Origin of the sequence: Flavobacterium sp. 103, assembly GCF_003096795.1 — a bacterium.
In the GTDB taxonomy this organism is placed as follows: domain Bacteria; phylum Bacteroidota; class Bacteroidia; order Flavobacteriales; family Flavobacteriaceae; genus Flavobacterium.
In genome coordinates this window covers 2,438,050-2,455,017 of record NZ_QENX01000001.1, presented here as the reverse complement: position 1 = coordinate 2,455,017, position 16,968 = coordinate 2,438,050, and the positions used below count along the sequence as shown (strand labels likewise).

The 16,968-nt window shown below is 34.8% G+C and carries 9 protein-coding genes; 2 read left to right on the top strand and 7 right to left on the bottom strand.

What is annotated here, in order from left to right:
* Positions 1 to 15: 15 nt before the first annotated feature.
* The 7 genes from C8C85_RS09985 to C8C85_RS09955 all read right to left on the bottom strand — a co-directional run bounded on the left by C8C85_RS09985 (position 16) and on the right by C8C85_RS09955 (position 12,147).
* Positions 16 to 1,695 (bottom strand): alpha-amylase family glycosyl hydrolase, encoded by a 1,680-nt coding sequence (locus C8C85_RS09985; RefSeq protein WP_410501039.1) that lies wholly within the window; start codon positions 1,693 to 1,695, stop codon positions 16 to 18.
* Complete coding sequence (locus C8C85_RS09980; RefSeq protein WP_116796945.1) at positions 1,692 to 4,079, bottom strand: TIM-barrel domain-containing protein; 2,388 nt, start codon at positions 4,077 to 4,079, stop codon at positions 1,692 to 1,694. The genes C8C85_RS09985 and C8C85_RS09980 overlap by 4 nt, the downstream gene beginning before the upstream one ends.
* Positions 4,080 to 4,089: 10 nt before the next feature.
* Entirely contained in the window at positions 4,090 to 5,928 is a 1,839-nt protein-coding gene (locus tag C8C85_RS09975) for a glycoside hydrolase family 13 protein (RefSeq protein ID WP_116796944.1), read from the bottom strand.
* 63 nt (positions 5,929 to 5,991) lie between these two features.
* Positions 5,992 to 8,286 (bottom strand): glycoside hydrolase family 65 protein, encoded by a 2,295-nt coding sequence (locus C8C85_RS09970; RefSeq protein WP_116798449.1) that lies wholly within the window; start codon positions 8,284 to 8,286, stop codon positions 5,992 to 5,994.
* An 84-nt stretch (positions 8,287 to 8,370) separates the two neighbouring features.
* Entirely contained in the window at positions 8,371 to 9,030 is a 660-nt protein-coding gene (gene pgmB / locus C8C85_RS09965; RefSeq protein WP_116796943.1) for a beta-phosphoglucomutase, read from the bottom strand.
* A 23-nt stretch (positions 9,031 to 9,053) separates the two neighbouring features.
* Positions 9,054 to 10,382: an MFS transporter gene (locus tag C8C85_RS09960; RefSeq protein ID WP_173502897.1), complete on the bottom strand. Its 1,329-nt coding sequence runs from the start codon at positions 10,380 to 10,382 to the stop codon at positions 9,054 to 9,056.
* Between the two features lie 742 nt (positions 10,383 to 11,124).
* The gene (locus C8C85_RS09955; RefSeq protein ID WP_116796941.1) at positions 11,125 to 12,147 is read right to left on the bottom strand and encodes a LacI family DNA-binding transcriptional regulator; all 1,023 of its coding nucleotides are present in this window, start codon (positions 12,145 to 12,147) and stop codon (positions 11,125 to 11,127) included.
* Positions 12,148 to 12,389: 242 nt separating this feature from the next.
* On the opposite strand from C8C85_RS09955, the gene C8C85_RS09950 reads away from it, so the two are divergent.
* Together C8C85_RS09950 and C8C85_RS09945 are read left to right on the top strand one after the other, a co-directional pair.
* The gene (locus C8C85_RS09950; protein ID WP_116796940.1) at positions 12,390 to 15,353 is read left to right on the top strand and encodes a SusC/RagA family TonB-linked outer membrane protein; all 2,964 of its coding nucleotides are present in this window, start codon (positions 12,390 to 12,392) and stop codon (positions 15,351 to 15,353) included.
* A 16-nt stretch (positions 15,354 to 15,369) separates the two neighbouring features.
* Positions 15,370 to 16,956, top strand: a complete 1,587-nt coding sequence (locus C8C85_RS09945; protein WP_116796939.1) for a RagB/SusD family nutrient uptake outer membrane protein — start codon at positions 15,370 to 15,372, stop codon at positions 16,954 to 16,956.
* Positions 16,957 to 16,968: the final 12 nt, after the last annotated feature.

Below are 16,968 nucleotides of genomic sequence, written 5' to 3'. Positions count from 1 at the left end.
TAAATAACTAACTAACTATTTTTTTAATTCTAATAATACAATATCAAACTCGCTATCGATTACTACTTTTCCATTTGTAACTGTTCCCATTTTGCCGGAATAGGCATCTCTTATTTTGGCCCCCTCTTTGAAGGCGGAACCCGCAGGAATTTCTTTCTTTCCGGTAGCCAGATCCAAACCGATTACTACTGTGTCTGAATATTTTCCTTTGGTAAAAGTTCTAGAACACACGAGCGGTTTTGCTGAAATTTCAGCATTCACACCAGCTCCAACCGATGGATGATTGTTTCTAAACTGACCCAATTTTTGCCAATGCAATAGCACTTTTTTAGTTTCGAGATTTGTATTTACAGCGTCCCAATTCATAAAAGAACGCAATGTGGCATCGCCTTGAGTACCTTCGACAACAAGGGAACGTGCCGATTCATCGCCATAATATACTTGAGAAATACCAGGAGTTAACAATAGTTTTGTTGCGCTTTCAATACTTTTGGTACGTTTGGCATCGAATGGACCACCATCGTCATGAGAAGACAAATAATTCAAAACGCTATTCCCTTTCAATTGACCATTAAGTAAAACTGAGTATTTTGAAAATAAAGAAGCATAGTCTTTTTGGGCATCACTTTTGAATTCAAAATTGATCATCGCCGTAAAACCATTCTCGTAATAATTTACTTTTTTATCCCCGAAGTCGAATAACTTTCCGTTACTGATGTTGTAATTATAAACCTCTGCAATTGTGTAAAAAGGATTATTGTCCAAGACTTTTGTTGGATTGTTTTTCTTCCATTGCGCGAATGAATAATCGCATTGTGTTTTGAAATCGGCCCAAACGCTTTCGTCCGTATGTTTAACGGTATCGGCTCTGTAAGCATCGATTCCAAACTCGGTGATATAATCTGTCAACCATTTTATGATATAATACTTAGGAGTTCTTGGATAACCGGTTCTCTTAAAAAAAGCGTCCAATGAAGCTACCTCTTTATCATATCTTCCTTCAGCTTTCCATTTTTCAACCAAAAAAGGAGGCAATGCCACTTCTTCTTTGCTTTCTGTTTTTACATCGGGTAAATTAGCAACTAATGTACATGCAGTTGTATTCTCAAAATTATTGTATTGACATTTAGGGCCTGTACGAACCCAACCTTCAGGCCAAACAGTATCTACTGGAGTAACTGGCCCAGTATGATTGATTACACCGTCAAGCATGATGCGAATTCCTTTGGCATGGGCTTTTTTGACCAACTCGGCCAAATCTTTTTTGGTTCCGAAGTTAGGGTCCAATGCCGTCCAGTCTCTTGTCCAATAGCCGTGAAATCCGTAGCTCAAACCCGTTCCTTCATCAACTCCATCATGAATTTGCTCAACTACGGGTGTAAACCAAATCACATTGATTCCTAGTTTTGTAAAATATCCTTCGTCTATTTTTTGAATAATTCCTTTCAGATCTCCCCCTTCAAAACCACGAAGTTTTCCAGTAATCTTGTTTCTGTTAAAATTTATATCATTTGATTTATCACCATTATTAAAACGATCTGTCATCAAAAAATACAAATTAGCGCCTTCCCATACAAATGGTGTTTTTTCTGTTTTTGCTTTAAAATTAACCTTCGAATTCTTTTTTGCTTGTGCAAAAACAAGGGTTGTTGCCAATAAAACAAACAACGATACTATTACTTTTCTATTCATCATAATTGTATTTTAATTTCGTTATCTAATCCTTTTTTCAATACTACCGGAATTTCAACTGTGTTTGCATCCGTTTTAAAATCAATATTTACGTCGTTGATGGTAACTTTAGTCGGTTTAGCGCTGATATTATGAACCAATAAGGTCACATTTTTATCCGTGCTCGTAAATGCTTTCCCAACAGCTGTATTTACTTTCAGCATAATTAATTTTGGAGTTGTGTTGCTTGAAAAATTCAATATTTCATAAGCTCCCTTTTCGAAAGCATTTGGCGTTACTCCATCGTCATTGTACAATTTTCCGGTGCTTGACGCAACTTTTTCATCAAAATAGAAATGCAGATCAAAATTAGCCAACGAATATTTTGTCGTGTTTTGAATCGTTTTAATCATAGGAACAAAAGCACCACCACGAACAAAAACAGGAATATTATCTGCTGAAACAGGGATGTTTTCTGTAGCACCTGCTTCGTGTTTGACACCAGTATAAAAATCATACCAATTACTATTTTTCGGGAAATAAACGGTCGTATTGGTAACTCCTGCTTTGGTAATCGGAGTCACCAGAAAATCATTCCCCCACAAATAAGAATCACAAGAATTCAATAACTTTTCATTTGTCGGTTCCTCAAAAAACAAAGGACGCATCAAGGGTAAACCTTTGTTGTTATTTTCAAAAGCCAACGTATAATTGTAGGGCAACATTTGGTAACGCAACTCAATTTGTTTTTTGGCTTTAGCCTTAGTCACAATGTCTTTATATACAGGCTCCGAAGGTACATCTTCCTGTGCATGCGGACGATAAATAGGCTGGAAAACACCATATTGCAACCAGCGAACATACAATTCATTATCAAAATAATCTCCTGCAAATCCACCCAAATCCGAGTGCATATAGCCCATTCCCTGCATACCCATTTGCAGAGCAATTTCAGGTTGAGCCTGCAGTCCTTCCCAAGAACGGCCCACATCACCAGACCACGGAATCATACCGTAAGTTTGGGATCCAGAATATCCGGCTCGCATTAGAATAAATGGGCGTACAGCTGGAAAATCAGTTTTGTACCCATCGCGAATCAATTTTGCCCAAGTATGCCCATAAATATTATGTACTTCATCTGCTTTTCCTTGTGCGGTAAATGACGCTGACGGAAATACTTCAGGCTCGCCCAAATCCCCCCACCAACCACCAACTCCTTGGTTGATCAAATTTTTATAAATGTTCCAAAACCAAGTTTTTCCTTCTGGTTTAAAAACATCAACAAGTCCTGTATTTCCAAAATAAAAATCATATTTGAATGGATTTCCGGCTTGATCTGTTGCCAATACTTTCTTATCAACCGCTTCTTGCCATTTACTTGAAGTTGTCAAAATAAAAGGTTCCGTAATCAGAATGGTCTTAACTCCTTTGCTGTTCAAATCGCTTATCATTTTCTTCGGATCGGAAAAATTATCTTTGTCCCAATCTAAATTACCCATTGTTCCCTGAACAGTTTTTCCAAACCAATATAAATCTAGAATTATCGCATCTACCGGGATTTCGTCTTTGATATATTTGTCTATGGTTTTGGTCACTTCCTCTTGAGAATGATATCCAAATCGGCTCGAAAAATTCCCCAAAGCCCAGCGAGGAAGAAGAGGTTGTCTTCCTGTCAATGAAGTGTAATTTGAAGTCAAATCGGCCCAAGAATCACCAACAATTACTTGATATGTTTTGCGCCCCGAGATTGTTTCATAAACCAAAGTATTGTCTTTTTTGCTGTCCAAATCCAACCAACCAATGGCGCCATTATCAAAATGCACCGCATAAATTTTGGAAGACATTACAAGCGGAATCGAGAAATTCATCTTTTTGGAATGCGTTCCATATCCATAATCGGCTTGGTTGTACAATTCCAAACGATTCCCGCGACGGTTCATTCCCAACACGCGAGCTCCTGCACCGTAAAGCGCTTCGGTTCCATCTACATTAAACTCCAAAGTTTCTTTTGGCTGTTCTTTGCTAGCATTTTCTCTTTTTACATATCCGTTTTTCTCAGAAATCAACGGCTTGTTTTTGTACAAATAGCTAATTTGAAATGGACTTTTAATAACAGAAACTGTAATTCCGTTTGATGAAAACACAATCTCATTTTGAGTTTGTTTTAATTTGAAAACTGATTTCGAAGGCGTTAAAACAACAGCATGAGAATTGGAATTCACTTTTTCGCCTGTTGGCAAAAAAGTGGTTTCGACAATTTTATCCGAATAAGGCTTAATGAAATACTGCCCATCCGATGTTTTAATTTCTAAGGTGTTTTGGACTACTTTATAACTTTCAAATTTTCTGTTTGTGTTTTGGGCAAACGAGATACTTGAAACTAATAGGAATAAAAAAATATTTTTCATTTTTTAACTTTTATTTCAATTCTAAAATCAAAACAGATTTTCCTTCAATCGCAATGTCATTTTTCAGATCAATAGTTTTTCCAGAAAGCACATCGATTCCTGTTTTATAATTTAAAATACTTTCTTGAAAACGATTCGTTGGAAAAGTTTTAGATTCTTTATTGTTATTGATGACCACCATTACTGATTTCGAATCGGTATATCTGAAATACACATACACGTTGTTCTCAGGAATGTAATGTTTCATTTTTCCAAAATGAACCACATCATTCGATTTTCTCCAGTTGAATAATTGAGATGAAAAATCAAAAAACTGTTGTTGTTCAGTTGTTCTTCCTTCTTTTGCGAAAGCATTATTACTGTCTCCAGCCCAGCCTCCCGGAAAATCCTGGCGAATGGCGGCATCTCCATCTTTGTCTTTACTTCCTGCCATTCCAATTTCGGAGCCATAATAAATCTGAGGAATTCCGCGAACTGTTGCCAACAAAGTCATAGCCATTTTATATTTCGAAAAATCCTTTTGGTAAATTTCATTGAAACGGTTCGTGTCATGATTTTCAACAAAAGTCATAATACTATTGATATTCGGATATAAAAAGTCATTGGTAAAATTCTCATAAACATTTACCATTCCTTCATTCCACTTGCCATTATCTTCATTGAATACTTTGGCGAACACATCATTCAAGGTAAAATCCATAACAGATGGCAAATACGAATTGTAATTTTCTATCGCAGCAATTTTACTGTCTTTTTGCCAATAAGCCATTTGCGCCTGATCATGCATCCAGACTTCCCCAACGATATTGAAATTTGGGTATTCATCTGTTATTGCTTTTGTCCATTCAGCGATTCCTTTCTTGTCGCAATAAGAATAAGTATCTACACGGAAACCGTCTAAATCAGCATATTCAATCCACCAAATGGCGTTTTGTTTCAAATAGGTATTTACCAATGGATTAGACTGATTCAAATCAGGCATTGATTTCACAAACCAACCGTCCATACACATTTTGGCATCAATCTGGGATGCATTGGGATCAAACTGTGTAGTCATCCTATAATTGGTTTGGGCATAACCCGGAAATTGATGAATCCATTCATAAGTTGGCAAATCCTTCATCATCCAATGCTCTGCTCCCCAATGGTTGGTTACATAATCCATGATCAATTTCATCTCACGTTTGTGCAATTCAGCAGAAAGTTTTACGTATTCATCATTGGTTCCAAAACGAGGATCAATTTTATAAACATCCGATTGTCCGTAGGTGTGATAAGAATAAGCCTTATCATTATCCTCACAAAGCGGCGTTGGCCAAAGCGCCGTAGCTCCCAATTCTTTTATGTAATCTAAATGCTGAATCATACCCGCAATATCACCACCGTGTCTTCCTCCGGGAAGTGCTCTGTTTCCTTTTTCAACAACCGATTTATCGCTGTCATTTTTAGGATTTCCATTGGCAAAACGGTCGGACATCACAAGATAAATCAAATCAGAAGCATCGTAACTTTTTCTTGAAGCTGAATTTTCTCTTCTTTGTTTTAAACTGTATTTTTTGGTGAAAGTTACTTTTTTGTTTTTCGAAAATGAAAAAACTAAATCTTGTGCTGTTACATTTTTAGTATCGATCGAAACAAAAAGATAATTCGGATTTTCGGTTTTTTTCACATCTTTGATAACAATATTATTGGATGCTGCCACTTCATTTTCAGCAATATTTTTGCCGTAAAACATAATCTGCAATTCTGGATTGTGCATTCCTGCGTACCAAAAAGGAGGTTCAACTCTATCAATTTGTGCAAAAATTGATGTAGAGATGAAAAATAGGAAGATGATTGCTTTCTTCATTTCGTCTATAATTTTAAAACCCTTTCGAAGTACAACTAAGAAAGGGTTTGTTATTGCTTGATTTTAGTTTTTTGGTTGAACCAAAACAGGCGCGCCGTTTACATAAACAGTAAGGGCTTCAGTTCCTTCTAAGGATAATTTGGTTTCCTTATGATCTACCGCAATTTTTAAAATCTGATTTCTAAAATTGATTTTAAAGGAATAGCCTTCCCATTCTTTTGGAATTTTTGGAGAGAAATGCAATGCATCATTTTTTACTCTCATTCCACCAAATCCTTCAACAATACTCATCCAAGTTCCAGCCATCGATGTAATGTGACAACCTTCTTCAACCTCTTTGTTATAATCATCAAGGTCTAAACGAGAAGTTCTTAAATAAAAGGCATACGCCATATCCATTTTATCCAACAAAGCCGCTTGAATCGAGTGTACGCATGGTGAAAGCGAACTTTCATGTACCGTAAATGATTCATAGAAATCAAAATTACGTTCCAATTCGTCTTTAGAAAAATGATCTTCGAAGAAGTAGAAACACTGTAAAACGTCAGCTTGTTTGATATAAGGAGAACGCAACACACGATCCCAAGACCATTTTTGGTTGATTGGTCTTTGTGAACGATCTAAATCTTTTACTCGAACTAAATCTTTATCCAAGAAACCATCTTGTTGCAAGTAAATCCCCATTTCTTCCGATCTTGGGAAATACATATTACCCGCCACTTTATTCCATTCTTTCAACTCCGTTTCAGACAACTTCACTTTTTCCATAATACGTTTATGGTCAGAAGGATATTCCAATGAAACTTTTTGAATTTGCTCATAAGCATAATCAATACACCATTTGGCTATATAATTGGTATAGAAATTATTGTTGATGTTGTTTTCGTATTCATTTGGCCCCGTTACACCCAAAATCATATATTGATTTTTGTTTTTGGAGAAAGAAGCTCTTTGGTGCCAAAAACGAGCAATACCAATTAATACTTCCAGTCCTTTTTCAGGAATATAAGAGTAATCGCCAGTAAAACGGTGGTAATTATAAATCGCAAAAGCGATAGCTCCGTTTCTGTGGATTTCTTCGTGGGTGATTTCCCATTCGTTATGACATTCCTCTCCATTCATGGTAACCATTGGATACAAAGCTGCTCCGTTTTTGAAACCTAAGTTTACTTCAGCGTTTTCAATGGCTTTGTCCAACTGATTGTAACGATACGTCAATAAATTACGGGCCACTTGTTGGTCTTTTGTAGCCATATAAAATGGAATGCAATATGCCTCAGTGTCCCAATAAGTAGATCCACCGTATTTTTCTCCAGTGAATCCTTTTGGTCCAATATTCAAACGAGAATCTTTTCCTAAGTAGGTTTGGTTCAATTGGAAAATATTGAAACGAATTCCTTGTTGTGCTTTTACGTCTCCATCAATAGTGATATCTGACATCTCCCAAATTTTGGCCCAAGCATCAATTTGATCTTGCAATAATTGGTCATATCCTTTTGCTAAAGCAGCATGAATAACATTTTCAGCTGCCGAAATTGTATCGGTGTGATTTAACGAAACCGTATATCCTCCAATTTTTTGAATTGCTGATTTTTCTCCTTTTGCAACAATAACATCATAATAAAATAAAATTTTATCTGCTATTGTATCTACTGATGTTGGAGACATATTTTGTTTTTCCCCCCTAGCCCAAATAGTATTTTGCATAAAGGTTGTTACTTTAAAATGCGTTTTAAAAGTTTGAGCTGTAACAAAAGCTTCATTCCCTGATTTTTTAACGTCTAACGGCTCCCAGAATTTTTCTTCCCAGTTAGCATCTTCATTGGTTACACCAGCATCGATATATGGTTTGTAAATGATTTTTGCATCTTTATTCAAAGGTGTGATTTCATAGTTGATTACCCCAACTTCATCCAAATCCAAAGAAAGAAAACGACGGATTTCAACCGCTACTTCAGTTCCATTTTTCAAAGTCGCTTGAAAAGAACGATGGTACCAACCTTCTTTCATATTCAATTCACGACGAAAATTTTTAACCTCACTACAGGTGTTCAAATCAAAATCTTCTCCATTGATTTCAATATTAATTCCAATCCAGTTTGGAGCATTCAAAACTTTAGCAAAATATTTTGGATATCCGTTTTTCCACCAACCCACTTTAGTTTTGTCTGGATAATAAATTCCTGCAATATAACTTCCTTGAAAAGTTTCTCCTGAATAATTCTCCTCAAAATTCGCTCTCTGTCCCATCGCACCATTTCCGATACTAAAAAGACTTTCAGATGATTTTACACTCTCTCTATCAAATCCTTCTTCAATGATAGACCAATTATCTGGTTTTATATAATCTTGATTCATTTTATGTTTTTTTAAGGGGTAAGGCTTGAAGTTTAAGAATAAAACACCTCTTTGCTTCATTCGGCTGCAACCTTATTTTTTGTTTTAGTTGTTTATTAATAATTCCAAAAATGTGGTACTTATTTGAGTGAAATCTTTAAAAATATATTCTGCTTCATGAAGCGTGTCTTCTTCACCAATACCAATGCTCACCATTTTGGCAATGTTGGCAGCTTGAACTCCAGCAACAGAATCTTCAAAAACAATTGCATCTTCATTGTCCACATTTAATAATCGAGCAGCATGAAGAAAAACTTCAGGATCTGGCTTAGCATTTACAACATCATTCCCATCAACGATTGCGTCAAAAAAAGCAAGAGTTCCTGTTTTTTCAAGAATAGGCTTAGCATTCTTACTAGCCGAACCTAAAGCAATAGGCTGATTGTTTGCTTTTAAAAATTTTAATACTTTCATCACACCAGGCAAAATCTCAGTCTCATTCATATCTACTAAATACGAAAGATAATCTTCATTTTTTTGGATTAACCATTTGTCTTTATCTTCTTGTGAAGCTTCAATTTTTCCTAATTCAAGGATTATATCCAAGGAACGAACTCGACTCACCCCTTTTAATAATTCATTATGTTCTAATGTGAAGTCAATTCCTAATTCATTTGCAATTTTTTTCCATGCCAAAAAATGATACTTCGCTGTGTCAACAATTACACCATCTAAATCAAAAATAAATCCTTTTCTCTTTTTCATTATAATTCTGCTTATTATTTATTTTATAGTTGTACTTTTTCTTTGACGAAAAATACAGCTGAACCTGCTATTAACATGGAAACTCCAGCAATTACAATAATTGCCATTGGATTACCTCCAAAAAGTGCAATCAAAGTACTACCTAATATACCCGCTGCGATTTGAGGTATTGTTATCGTAGCGTTAAAAAGCCCCATATATACTCCCATTTTATCTGCCGGCAATGAACCTGATAACATAGCATAAGGCATTGCCAAAATAGCTGCCCAAGCTAATCCTACCCCCGAAATTGAAAGCAACAACATATTTTTGTCTTCAACTAAAAACATAGAAATCAATCCTAATCCTCCTAATACAAGTGAAAAACTGTATGTCTTTTTTCTTCCAATTGATTTTGCAATCGAAGGAATAAGCAAGGAAAACACAGCTGCTACACCACTATAGAAAGCAAACATTACTCCTGTCCAGTCTCCAGCTTCGTTGAAACCAATTGATTTTGCGTCTAAAGCAACTCCATGTCCCCAAACTTGATTAGCAATTGCTCTTGTGGTATAAACCCACATTAAAAACAAGGCAAACCAAGAGAAAAACTGAACAATTCCCAATTGCCAAAAGATTTTTGGCGCATTTCCTATCAATGTAAAAATGCTTGTTTTTTCCTTTTTTTCAGGAGCATTTAGGTCAATTTTATTGTATTCAGCATGCTCTTTTGGAGCGTATTCTTTGGTTCTTAAAACTGTCCAAAGCACTGTTCCCAACAATATGGTACCGCCAATATAAAAAGACCAGATTACTGATTCGGCTACTTTTTCACCTGCAGCCGGCACATTAGACATACCGATTTTAACTAAAATCCAAGGCAATAATGACCCGAAAACTGCACCAAAATTGATTAAAGCACTTTGAAGTGAATATCCAAGATTGCGTTGTTCATCATTTACCATATCTCCCACAAGAGCTCTAAATGGCTGCATGGTAACATTAAATGATGTGTCCATTAACAACAACATTACAGCTCCAAAAACCAACGGTGGCAACAAATATGTGAAGTACTCTGCATTTGGCATAAAGAACATGGCCATTGCAGAAACAATCGCTCCAAAAAATATAAAAGGAATACGTCTTCCTAATTTGGTCCACGTTTTATCGCTCGAAAGACCAATAATGGGCTGGACAACCAAACCTGCCAAAGGTGCAGCCAACCAAAAATAACCTATACTATGAACATCCGCTCCTAAAGCTTCTAATATTCTACTTGTGTTTCCATTTTGCAAAGAATAGCCTATCTGAACCCCTAAGAATCCAAAACTTAAATTCCATATCTGCCAAAAACTTAATTTCGGTTTTTCCATTATTAAAAATTTACATATTTACTTGATAAACACACTGTTTACTCTATAGTTTTTTTTGATTATATCAACAAAAATTGATAATGAAAATTTACAAATAATACAAAATGAAGTTTGGCTCAAATTATTGTTATCAAAACTAACTTACAAATTGAAACAAATCTGTTCATTATTTTTTAAATAATTAACATTTATTAAATTCAAAAATGACTGAACATAGTCTTCTCTGGATTTAATTGTTTCTATAAAAATTGCTTTGATAATAACATGGAATAGTTAAAGAGACTTATCCTTACTAGATAAACTTTCTTAAAATTCATTAACCATACACTTGTAAAAATTCATTAAATCACAATACTATTTATGAATTCCTTTTTTAAGATTTCATCGTATTGGAAAAAATAAAACACGACTAAATTATCGCTATAAAAAAACTCATCTTATTTTCGAAGTAAAAGAAAAGCTATAAACGGGGAGTAAATATATAAAAATCTTTTTTGTTTATATTCAATAAAACCTAAAAATAATCATTTTTTTTAACTACAAGGTTGTAGTAATTAATAAAATACGTATTTTTTTTGCAAATTATTTTAGAATTGACAAAACAAAAAAATCGAACAGAGTTGAATCCATTCGATTTATATTTTAGTATTCGATCACAAAAGCAAATGATTAGATACTGATTTATTTAAAAGTTATTAAAAGGTTAAGCAATTGAAAACATTATTTTAGGTTTTCTAAAAAATCAACCTGTAGATTCTCTTTCTACCAAATAGGTTTCAATCACCTCCGTTATATAATTCTCAGATTCATCTTCATCTTCAGACTCCAATCGGTCGATAATAATTTTGGCAGCACGATTTCCCATTTTCACTCCACTTTGACTCACTGTCGTAATCGTTGGAGTTGAATATTTAGAAATCATACCATCCGTAAAAGCAATTACGGCAAGATCTTTCGGGACATTCAATCCAATTTTATTAGCCGTTTTGATACAGGTTACGGCAAAAATTTCATTTACTGCAAAAACAGCATCAATAGCCTCATCTTCCAGTAATTTACCTATAATGATTTCGCAAGTATCAATATCTTCGATTTTAATGATCAAGTTCTCGTCAAATGGTAAATTATTATCCAATAACGCTTTAACATATCCGTCAGTTCTCAATTTACCGACACTTACATAATCAACTGTAGTGACCAATGCAATTTTTTTTCGTCCTTTATCAATCAAGCTTTGTACAGCTTCATATGCAGCTTGTTTGTCATCAATAATTACTTTATCGCACAATACTTCATTGGTAACTCTATCAAACATTACAACAGGCATACCTTGATTTATTACTTCGGTAATATGATGAAAATCTCCTTTAAATTGAGTCTCTTTAGACAATGACATAATAAAACCATCTATACTTCCATTAGCCAAAAGTTCCATATTTAATACTTCTTTATCAAAAGAATCATCGGACAAACAGATCACTACACTGTATCCGTTTTCATTGGCTATTTGCTCAATACCATTGATAACGGTGGAAAAAAAATGGTGAACAATTTCGGGGATAATAATACCGATCGTTTTGGTTTTTCGGTTTTTAAGGCTAAGGGCAATATTATTGGGTTTATAATGATAGAATTTTGCAAATGCTTGAACTTTTAATCTTGTTTCTTCACCTATTTCCGGACTGTTCCTAAGAGATTTTGAAACAGTAGAAATTGAAACATCCAATTCTTTAGCAATTTGCTTTAGAGTTATTTTTTTCTTCATAAATGTGGCATTACTATATTGTACTAATCATTTCTTAATAAAGGTAACATAATTTTTTATTTATTGTAAATATTCGCATAAAAATAAATATAAAAAGCAAAGTTTTCAACACTATCACGTTTTCGTAACGCAGTCTGATTTCTGTCATGTCGAGCGTGTTAATTAATTCTTAATTTTGAAATTCGAAGTAAAAAAACTTAAACAAAACTTAACCAAAAAAACAATTAATTTAAACAAAAAGTATGAAAACAATTTATAGAAAGTTGTTATTTTTATTACTCCTACTTCCGTTTTGTGCAATGGCCCAGAACAAAGTTGAAGGAACGGTGGTTGATAATGTATCAGGTCTACCCATTCCAGGAGTGAATGTAAGAATAGAAGGAAGTGCCACAGGCGCTTCAACAGGTTTTGACGGTAAATTTCAATTGACCAATGTAAAACCCACAGATGTGCTAAGCATCTCTTATATGGGGTACTCTACTAGGACTGTTGTTGTTGGATCTCAAACCTCATTAACAATTAAACTTCAAGAAGATTCTAATCAATTAAAAGAGGTTGTTGTACAAGTAGGATACGGTTCTGTTAAGAAAAAAGATGCTACAGGAAACGTTACTGCTTTAACTACTAAAGACTTCAACAAAGGACCTGTAACTTCTGCCGATGCCATGATTACTGGTAGAGTAGCTGGTATGCAAGTTATCGCTGCCGGAGGATCTCCAGGTGAGTCTGCGGTAATCAGAATTCGTCAAGGTTCATCTTTGACTGCAAATAATGACCCGTTATATGTTATTGACGGAGTAGCAGTACAATCTGGAGGAATAAATGGAGGTAGAAACCCATTATCTACCATCAATCAAAACAATATTGAGTCTATTACCGTTTTGAAAGATGCTTCTGCTACTGCAATTTATGGATCTCGTGCTTCTAATGGTGTTGTAATTATTACTACCAAAAAAGGAAAAACTGGGGATCTTAAAGTAACTTATAATGGGAATTTCCAAGTTTCTCAAGTAACTAATCAAGTAGATGTTTTATCTGCTGATGAATACAGAACTTTTGTTAATGCTAATGGTGACGCTTCTAAAGTAGGTTTATTAGGTACTGCTTCTACAGATTGGCAAAAAGAAATTTACAGAACGGCTTACGGAACAGATAACAATATTGCTTTTAGTGGTGGTGTTGATAATCTTACTTATAGAGCTTCTGTTGGTTATGCTAACTTACAAGGTATTTTACTTCGTGACAATTTACAAAGAACAACATTTCAAGCTGCTTTGGTTGGCAACTTTTTTGACAAACACTTAAGAGTGGAATTGAACAACAATACTTCTTCTATGGTTAACAACTACAGTAATCGTGGAGCTGTTGGAGCTGCTGTAGTTTATGATCCTACTCAAGTTGTTAAAAATGCTGATGGAACATATTTCCAATGGTATGATGCGCCAGATAAAATTACACCTAACTCTAGTACAAACCCTTTATCGTTGATTAATCAACAAAACAATTTAGGGAACTCTTTCAGAAGTATTGGAAATATTCAATTTGACTATAAAATGCATTTCTTACCAGATTTAAAAGCTACTGCAAACTTTGGTTACGATCAAAACAGTGGAGCTTCTTATGGTAATACAAATGCTGATTATAAAAATGGCTTGAATGGTTCAGGATTCAATAACACCTACAGAAATACGAGTACTAATTTCAACAAATTGATGGATTTGTACTTAAATTATAAAGGCTCAGTTGAGGCTGCAAGTTTAGCTTATGATGTAACTGCAGGTTACAACTACCAAAACTTTTACAATAATGGAACTCAAAACAATTATACTTATGAAAGTAATCAAAATGTAAATACTCCAGTAACAGCAACAAATTTAAATTTACAATCGTTCTTTGCCAGAGGTAATTTTACTTTTGCAGATAAATATTTATTAACTGCTTCATATAGATATGACGGTACTTCCCGTTTTACTACTGACAATCGTTGGGCTGGTTTCCCAGCAGTAGCTTTTGCTTGGAAAATTAACGACGAAGGCTTTTTGAAAGATGTGGAAAGTGTATCATCCCTTAAATTAAGATTAAGCTGGGGGGTTACTGGACAACAAGACATTGGAGTACTTTACCCATCTATTCCATTGTATTTAGTATCTAACAGTACTGCTCAATACCCATTTGGTGGAAACTACTATAATACATACAGACCACAGCCGTACAATAGTAACTTGAAATGGGAACAAACAGAATCTATAAACGCTGGTCTTGATTTTGGTTTCTTGAAAAACAGAATCACTGGTAGTGTAGATGTATACCAAAAAGAAACAAATGATTTATTATTGAAAACATTCAATCCTGCTTTCTTTGGATTCTCAGATCAAGACAATTACAACATTGGATCTGTTAAAGCTAACGGTTTAGAAATTGCTGCGAACTTCATTCCAGTAAAAGATGACAATTGGGAATGGAACATTGGAGGTAACATTACGTTCCAACACAGTGAGGTTACCAAGTTAACAACTACTCAACCAGACACTCCAGGACTTAATGTTGGTGGAATTCAAGGTGGAACAGGTAACACTATTCAAAACTTACAAGTAGGATATGCTCCAAATTCATTTTTAGTATTTGAACAAGCATACGGAGCTGATGGCAAACCATTAGATGGTGTATTTATTGACCGAAATAAAGACGGAATTGTTAACGACAAAGATTTATATCGTTTTCACAAACCTAATGCAGATATTTTTTATGGCGCAAATACAAGTTTGTCATACAAAAATTGGTTATTGGCTATGAACTTTAGAGGAAGTTGGGGTAATTTCAACTACAACAACGTAGATTCAAACAACGGTACTGAGGCTAATGTTATCACAACAAATGGTAATTATTTAAATAATGGTACCAAAGATTTATTATACACTGGTTTTACAGTATCAAACGACAAACAATTACATTCTGACTACTATGTTCAAGATGCTTCATTTGTAAGATTAGACAACCTAAGCCTTGGATATACTTTTAATCAAAAAGAAAAAGCGCCATTAGTTCAATTAACGGTAGCAGCTCAAAACGTATTTGTTCTTACTGACTATAAAGGATTGGATCCTGAGGTTTCAAATCCTCTTGCTGCAGGACAGACAGTAGGTATAGATAATAATTTATACCCAAGACCAATCACTTTTACGTTAGGTTTAAACGTTAATTTCTAATATAATAACAAGAAAAATGAAAAAGATACAAATAAAATTATTGGGTATTTCTTTGTTAATGATGATAGGTCTTTTATCATCATGTACAGGAGAATTAGACCAATCTCCTGAAAGCCAAGATGCTATTCCTGGAGAAGAATTCTATAGTAATCCCGCTTCTTATAAACAAAGTTTAGCAAAACTATATGCCGGATTCGCCACTACTGGTCAACAAGGTCCTGCTGGAAAACCAGACGTGTCTGGTGATGAAGGTGCAAGTCAATACATTAGAGGTCTTTGGTTAATGCAAGAATTAACAACAGACGAAGCTGTTATAGGTTGGAATGATGGATCAATCAAAGATTTCCACTCTCAAACATGGACTGATAGAGATGCATTTATCAAATCTACATTCTACAGAATCTCTTTTCAAATTGTAAACTGTAATGAATTTTTGAAACAAACATCTGATGCAAAATTAGACGCAAGAGGAGTAGACGCTGCTACAAAAGCGGAAGTTAAAGATTTTAGAGCCGAAGTACGTTTTCTAAGAGCTTTATCATACTGGCATTTAGTGGATTGTTTTGGAGGAGGATCATTGGTTACCGAAGATTCACCATCAGACTTCTATTACCCAGCCTATTCAACTAGAGCTGAATTGTATGCATTTATTGATTCTGAGTTAACCGCACTTACTCCTGAGTTAAAAGCTCCTAAAACAAATGAAGCTTATCGTGTGGACCAAGCTGCCGCTTGGATGTTACAGGCAAAGCTATATATGAATGCTAAAGTATATATTGGAACTGATAAATATGCTGATGCGCTGCCTTTGATTAACAAAGTTATTGCTTCACCTTATACTATTCATAACAATTACAATCAATTGTTTTATGCAGATAATGACGCTAATGGCGCACAAAACGAATTTATTTTCGCGATTGCTTTTGACGGTCTTAGAACACAAACTTATGGAGGAACTACTTTCTTAGCACATGCACCAGTGGGTGGATCAATGGATCCTAAGAAATTCGGAATCAACGGTGGTTGGGGCGGAGTCAGAACTACTTCTGCTTTTGTCGATAAATTTCCGGCTGGAAATACTGACACAAGAGGTATTTTCTGGACAGATGGACAATCTAAAGACATTAACAACATAAGCTCTTTTACGGATGGTTATGCGGTTCAAAAATTCAGAAATGTAAAAGTAGACGGTAGTCAAGGATCAGATGCTACAGGAAATTTTGTAGATATTGACTTCCCTATTTTTCGTTTAGCGGATGCGTATTTAATGTATGCTGAGTGTGCAGTGAGGGGGTCCGGAAATCTAGCTACTGCTACTACCTATGTTAATGCTTTAAGAACAAGAGCAAAAACTACTGCAATCAATCAAACAGATTTAACACTTGATTTTATTTTGGACGAAAGAGCTCGAGAATTCCACTTTGAAGGACAAAGAAGAACAGATTTAGTTCGTTTTGGAAAATTTACTGGTGGTTCATACATCTGGCCTTGGAAAGGTGGTGTAAAAACAGGATCTCCAACACAAAGTTACAGAGATGTTTTCCCAATTCCTGCTGATGCTATTGTGGCAAACCAAAATTTAAAACAAAACCCTGGATACTAACAAACTAATTTA

Excerpts from the sequence above, each read along its gene's own strand:
- C8C85_RS09985 (WP_410501039.1), bottom strand. The coding sequence starts at position 1,695 with ATGATGAATAGAAAAGTAATAGTATCGTTGTTTGTTTTATTGGCAACA.
- C8C85_RS09980 (WP_116796945.1), bottom strand. The coding sequence starts at position 4,079 with ATGAAAAATATTTTTTTATTCCTATTAGTTTCAAGTATCTCGTTTGCC.
- C8C85_RS09975 (WP_116796944.1), bottom strand. The coding sequence starts at position 5,928 with ATGAAGAAAGCAATCATCTTCCTATTTTTCATCTCTACATCAATTTTT.
- C8C85_RS09970 (WP_116798449.1), bottom strand. The coding sequence starts at position 8,286 with ATGAATCAAGATTATATAAAACCAGATAATTGGTCTATCATTGAAGAA.
- pgmB (WP_116796943.1), bottom strand. The coding sequence starts at position 9,030 with ATGAAAAAGAGAAAAGGATTTATTTTTGATTTAGATGGTGTAATTGTT.
- C8C85_RS09960 (WP_173502897.1), bottom strand. The coding sequence starts at position 10,382 with ATGGAAAAACCGAAATTAAGTTTTTGGCAGATATGGAATTTAAGTTTT.
- C8C85_RS09955 (WP_116796941.1), bottom strand. The coding sequence starts at position 12,147 with ATGAAGAAAAAAATAACTCTAAAGCAAATTGCTAAAGAATTGGATGTT.
- C8C85_RS09950 (WP_116796940.1), top strand. The coding sequence starts at position 12,390 with ATGAAAACAATTTATAGAAAGTTGTTATTTTTATTACTCCTACTTCCG.
- C8C85_RS09945 (WP_116796939.1), top strand. The coding sequence starts at position 15,370 with ATGAAAAAGATACAAATAAAATTATTGGGTATTTCTTTGTTAATGATG.